The sequence below is a fragment of the Acidobacteriota bacterium genome, from assembly GCA_029861955.1.
Lineage (GTDB): Bacteria > Acidobacteriota > Polarisedimenticolia > Polarisedimenticolales > Polarisedimenticolaceae > JAOTYK01.
In genome coordinates this window covers 1-4701 of record JAOTYK010000083.1, presented here as the reverse complement: position 1 = coordinate 4701, position 4701 = coordinate 1, and the positions used below count along the sequence as shown (strand labels likewise).

Here is a 4701-nt window from a genome sequence, read left to right as displayed (position 1 = left end):
GAGTTGTGGAGCACGTAGTCGCTCAGAAGGAAGAGAACTCGCATCCTCGGAGCCTAACAGGAATCGGTCCCCCTACGGCACGCAAGCCTGCCCGGAACGCCCCGCTCCCAACGATCCGGATCCACAGCCATTCTCGCCCCGCACCAGGTAGAAGAAAACGCTTCCTACCGCGGGCAGATCGGCGTCGACGGCGACCCGATCGGCTGCGTCGTCCGCTTCCAGGCAGACCGATCCGACGCCGAAGTCCGACGCATCCCCGGAGCGCAGCAGATCGTAGTACGGCGTCGTGCCGCCGGAGTACGGTGCCGCACCCCAACTCAGCGTCTGTCGATCGTTGGAGAACGTCAGTCCCGGACTCTCAGCAGGAGCGCCGGCACACGGTGCCGGCGCCGACGCCAGCACACGGATGTCGTCCAGATTCCAGCCGGGATAGGTAACGGAACCGTCGGTGGTTCCCATGACCCAACGAAGGGTGACGGTCGCCTGCCCGTCGGCCAACCCGGAGATATCGATCGTCTGTTGAGACCAGGCGTTTTCGCTAAAGGAACTGCCACTGTGATCCCAGAGGACATTCCAGCTACTGCCATCGGTGCTCAATTCGACTCGCGCATGATCGTAAGTCGCGCTCTCGACACCGAGCCACCGCTGAAATTCAAGCTCGGTATTCAGCGAGGACGAGAGATCCAGAACGTCGCTGGTGAGTGTCTCTTCGGCCATATTGTCGACGTAGTCGCCTGCAAGGTCATAACCGATAACGTTGGAGCCGCTTGCACCGCCGGTCGGGTCACCGGAATTGGACCCGCCACCGGTTGGAATACCGAACGCCCAGGCGCCGGTTGCGACCCAACCGGGATCGCTGTCGTCCACTAGAAACTCGTACACGGACTGGGGGCCGCCCCCGATCGTAACGCCCACGCCGGCCGTGTTCGAAACACCGCCCGACGGTGAACTGCCACCGTCGTCGGCACGGAAGTCCAGCGAGTCGTAACCAGTCATGCCCACGGCCGGCGTGTAGGTCACCGTCGTGGCTCCCGCCGGGAGGACGTAGGGTGCGGACACGATCGGTTGTACCAGCGTGTCGTCCGCCAGCGATCCGTAGACCGGCAGGCGTAGGATCGTGTACGTCAGAATCCCCGGTACGATCGGGTTTCCGTCGTCGCTTGCGCTTAACGAAAATTGCACGGGCGTGTCGACCTGGGTCAGAACCGTCGAACTACTGGCTACCGGAGGTCGAGGATCGCAGGCCGCACCGGCCGAGAGATCCGATGCGAAAAAGTCAGGATCGAGACCCGCACCGGCGGAAAGACCGGCGATTGCGTCTGCCACGGCGATTCCGTCGTAGCTGATCCGAATCGTTCCGCCGAAGAACAGCTCGATCTGGAACGTGTTGCTGTTGGTCGTGCTGTACTCCGCAACGCCATCCCAGGTGATCGCAACCCGATCGGCTTCCTGCTTCCAGCTGACCGTACCTCCGACGGTGGGGTTGAGATCGTCAAACAGAGCCGCCACTCTGGGAAGCGTGAAATGCTCCTCGAAAGATTCGTTGTACGTGCTGTCCCCACTGCCAAACGTGACGTAGCCGTTGGGTCCGACATGAACCGTGTCGTAGGTCTGTCCATACAATTGAACCATGGCGCCACCGGTCAGGGTGAAGGACAGCGGTTGGTCATCCGTCAGGGCCAACGTCGTACCGCCCGTCGGGTCGGTCGGCAGGCCTCCGACCAACGGTTCCGCACAGAGACTGTAGACGTCGATGGTTCCGTCGGGCTCCCACGTAAGGGAATGCCCGTCTACGTCCAGGCCGCTCGGAAACTGTTCGGTATGGAAGTCGGGAATCATCGGCGTTGTGAAGGCGTAGCAACTTCCGCCGTTGTCGTCGCTACTCTGATTGCCCGCCTCGTCGATGGCATCGACGGTCACGTAATAGGTCGTATCGTCGACAAGACCGCCAAGTTTGACGGAATGTTGCGTCAGGAGTTGGACACCGGTGGCAGACAGGTCCGTGCTTCCGCAACTGGTGCCGGCGAACACCGTGACACCGGCCGGTTCATCGATATCGATCACAACCGTCACATCACGCGGATTGATCTGTCCCGTCACGACAGACGTGATGACCGGTGCGGTGCAGTCGACGATCACGTTCTTGACGACGGGGACGTTGAACCCGCCGGCGCCGTCATCGGCATCGATGTAGGTCACGGTAATCGTGTCGCCCTCGGCGACCTGCAAGGTGCCCGGCGCATCGGTGGTGTCGATGGAGATGCTTCCCAGGAAGCTAGCCGATTCCGGAGCGGATTCCGTGAGGATAATGGTCTCGCCACCCTGCTCCGAATCCGACACAGCGCTCACGTTGACGATTTCGACGAGTTGGTCGTCGGTGTTGGTCCCACAGTCAATAACCCGCAGACCCAGATCGGCCTGACACGAGATACGTGAGCTGTCCGTGGCGAGTGTTCCGGCGTCGGCGCAATTGATCAACGACGGTATCGCCGCCGCACTGAACGACTGGGTCGGTCCCTGCGCGATGTTGAATCCCTCCACCTCGACGATGTAGGCACCGGCTACCGGACTGTCCACGACCACCTGTTCGATATTGTTGACGCCGTCGCGGACCGTCCGCACTGCCGGCACGGATGGGTTCGCGGGATCGAGCGTCCACGGCAGATGAGTGCCCCCGGGGCCGATCACGCGGATGTCCAGATCGTTGACCAGCACCGGATTGACGTTCGGGGTGCCGGCGGGATCGTCCCAGGCCAGCGTGACCTTCAACTCGGTATCGGTCGGACCGACGACGATGACGAAGCTATAGACTTCGCCCTGAGAGATCTCGGCCTCGATGAACCGCTCATCGGTGATCAACTCGATCGCGGGAACCGCGCGAACAGACCCGTAACCAGTCTTGTAGTCGGGGCCGGTCTCTTCAACATCGGCCGCGGTGGTGGCCAGAATCGTCTTGAGGGTTGAATTGCGAAAGTCCGGTCGAGCGGGAAATGTCGTTCGGTAGTGCTCCAGTAGCAGAGCCGCGACACCAGCGACTGCCGGACTCGCCATCGACGTTCCACACTTCACCGTGTAGCCACCGGAACTACTTGTCGAGGTGACACCGCCGTCGCCACCGGACTCGCACCCCGGCCCCGAGACGTCCGGTTTGATCCGGCCGTCATCCGTCGGTCCCCAGGAAGTGAAATCCGTGGTCGAGTCGTCGTTGGAGTTCATCGCGCCGACGGTGATGTGATTCTTGGCACAGGCCGGTGGCGCGGTGGTCAGATAGGTCGAGCCACAACGAGCCGAGCCTTGACGCTCGTTGCCATTGGCCCAGATGACCCGAAATGGATCTCCGAGGGAACCGCGAACGATCTCGTCGATCAACGCGCCGGTCGCGCCGTAGTTGCCTTCCCACTCACAGGGATAGCCATTGGGCGCGGTGTTGGTTCCGATCGAGTTGTTGGAAAGATCGACGCCATAGAGCGCCAGCGCTTCGGTGTAGTCCGCTTCGAGGTCGCCAGGGTCGGTGTAGAGGAAGCCCTGTTGCAGGCCGCCCTCTTGCTCGAACCCGTAGGAGACCAGGTCCACCGCCGGGGCCATACCACGATACTGACCGGTACTGGAGGTGCCGTCGCCGCCGATGGTTCCACCCACGTGAGTCGAGTGGTCCGAAATACCGGCGGTATCGGACATGCCGATGGTCAACCGTGTTCCGAAATCCGGGTGGCTGGCCATCTTGCCACCGTCGTAGACAAGAACAGAGACACCGGCACCGGTCAGGCCGTGCGGCGGATCCTGAGCGGCCTGTGCGCCGATGATGGTCCGCGCCGAGTCGTTCAACTCATCGAAGGGTGGCAGCGGGGGTTCGACGTACATGACGTCGTCTTCGACGGCTAGCGTCGCGATCCGATCGAAGGGTAGATGGGCGACGAGGCCGTTGATCGACGGCATCCGCGACTGGATGACGGCATCATGACGGGCCAGAGTCGCCTTCGCCGACTGCGGGACGTCGACGTCCGGGTGGAACATGACGTAGACGGCGACGATCGGGTTTCGTTCCTGTCGATCGTTGCCCGCAGGCTTTTCCGACTTCGGTGCCGGTCGAACAAGGGTCCACGGGTGTTTGATCCCGGCGCTCAGGTCGGGATGCAGCTTGTCGACCGATTGGATCGGCCCGACCCATGCCAGGCCCTTGATCCGACTGATGTCCAGGGGATCGACCGTCGCGTCGAGATTGGCGAACCAGGCGTGCCCACCCAGGTAACCGAGTAAACGAATTCCAGAGGAAGCCAGTCGATCACGCTGGTCTTCGGCGAGCTTGCCATCGAACTGAAGGACCACACGACTCTTATCTCTACGGCGGGTCAGCGTCTCTATTTTTTCGCGCAATTCGTTCGCCGACATCGGCGTCGTGGCGCTGAGGCGTCCCGAGTTCCATTGAACGTCGGCAAGAGCTCCGGTGATCGCGACGGTCAGAGTGATGAACAGGCCCAGGACACGCATGCAACTCCCCCTCCCGGCGCAGATGCACCCGTGGCCTCTCTCTATACGTCGATATGAGGCCGAGATCAAATGGTCTCACGCCGCCGGTCGCTTCCCTTGAACCATCCGAAGTAAACCGTCCAGCATAGAAACAACAGCTGAAGCGGGACGCGAAACCACAGATAACCCGGATCCGTTTCCAGCGCGGAATAGACGTTCGCCGGGAAGACGCCG

1 protein-coding gene is annotated in these 4701 nt (G+C 61.8%); it reads right to left on the bottom strand.

The features are described 5' to 3' along the window. Nucleotides 1-72: 72 nt before the first annotated feature. On the bottom strand, nucleotides 73-4488 hold the full coding sequence (locus OES25_17480) for a S8 family serine peptidase (GenBank protein ID MDH3629429.1): 4416 nt from the start codon (nucleotides 4486-4488) through the stop codon (nucleotides 73-75). Between the last annotated feature and the right edge of the window lie 213 nt (nucleotides 4489-4701).

Excerpts from the sequence above, each read along its gene's own strand:
- OES25_17480 (MDH3629429.1), bottom strand. The coding sequence starts at position 4,488 with ATGCGTGTCCTGGGCCTGTTCATCACTCTGACCGTCGCGATCACCGGA.